Below are 1,215 nucleotides of genomic sequence, written 5' to 3' on the forward strand. Positions count from 1 at the left end.
AACTCGGCAAGTTGCCTGACCGCTCGGACGTACGCCTTGACGGTTCGGTCTGCCATGCCCTGAAGCTGCAGATCATCGGAGAGCCGCTTACGTAGCGACTCCGGGAAGAAACTTGGGTTGGACTTGGGCGGATTAAATCGCTTAGACTTGCTCATGTGGGGGATCCTCTGAGAGAACGCAAGCCGAACTCCCAGTGAGTTCGGATCTACCAAAGGGTTCCTCACGTTTTCAATCCACACGCCCCGCCGCGAAGCGGCTTACTTGAACCAAAGGATGCACCGGAGTGGGGCTTGCGCGATTTTTCCTGATGGTTGACTTTTCCTTCCCGGCCCGGTGAACCCGGACGTTATCCGACTGGGAATACAGTCTCGAGAAAAAGCCTGCTGGCAGACGCACAGAATTGCCAGGCTGTCCACATTGCGGTGAGTGGGACGCCCAGCTAAAATAAGTTGCTCACCTTGGAGAACTAAAAATGACATTCGCTGAACTCCTTCCCGACATTCGACTGCTTCCTGCAACCGATAGGCTCCGTTTGATTCAGATTCTTGCAAACGAATTAGCAGATGAACAATGCTCCAAACGCCAATTGTTACCCGAAAGTGCCGAAATTTGGTCACCTTACGATTCACACTCCGCTGCCGGCGTGCTGTCGAACATGCTTGATGATACTTCCACACCGAAATGACCACCCAAAACTTTCCATACGTCGACCGTGATAAGGCTGGAAAGTCGGCACTAATGCCCTACCTTCCTGTCGAATTATCAAATGATGGAAACGCAACTGAGGTCCTGGCACTTGTCGACAGTGGTTCGACATTGAATGTTCTTTCTAATGAGGCCGGTCTAGCACTCGGCCTTGATTGGTCCCGGCAGTTGATCCCAGTGAGATTAGCCGGAAACCTATCTAGTGCTGAAGCATACGGCGTGGTTCTCCATGCGAGAGTACATGGATTTGATCCCGTTCGACTTGCCTTCGCCTGGACTGCGAATCCGAACGTCCCGACCATTCTTGGGCAGACAAATTTCTTTGCGGAATTCGATGTGGCGTTTTTTCGGTCACAGTCGCTATTCACTGTGTCAAAACCTAACGACGGATAACAAATAAGTCTTTGACATCGCGAGCTTGCGAGCCGATGTTCAAGGACTCGGTTCAAGTAGCCCGGCTATTCAGCCTTGGGATTTGCTTCGTCCGAGTGAAGATGACGACCTGAAGAA

General features: G+C 51.7%; 2 protein-coding genes. Both read left to right on the plus strand.

Translation table 11 applies throughout. The annotated features are described in order from the left end of the window. Positions 1-472: 472 nt before the first annotated feature. Positions 473-685 carry a hypothetical protein gene (locus tag RC85_RS28145; protein ID WP_068267862.1) on the plus strand — a complete coding sequence of 71 codons (213 nt, stop codon included), beginning with the start codon at positions 473-475 and terminating at the stop codon, positions 683-685. 53 nt (positions 686-738) lie between these two features. Next, positions 739-1,098: an aspartyl protease family protein gene (locus RC85_RS29150; RefSeq protein WP_084423029.1), complete on the plus strand. Its 360-nt coding sequence runs from the start codon at positions 739-741 to the stop codon at positions 1,096-1,098. Positions 1,099-1,215: the final 117 nt, after the last annotated feature.

It is taken from the genome of Rubripirellula obstinata, assembly GCF_001642955.1.
Taxonomy (GTDB): domain Bacteria; phylum Planctomycetota; class Planctomycetia; order Pirellulales; family Pirellulaceae; genus Rubripirellula; species Rubripirellula obstinata.

Bases quoted from the DNA above. Each gene is read 5' to 3' on its own strand.
- RC85_RS29150 (WP_084423029.1), top strand. From the start codon at position 739: ATGCCCTACCTTCCTGTCGAATTATCAAATGATGGAAACGCAACTGAG.
- RC85_RS28145 (WP_068267862.1), top strand. From the start codon at position 473: ATGACATTCGCTGAACTCCTTCCCGACATTCGACTGCTTCCTGCAACC.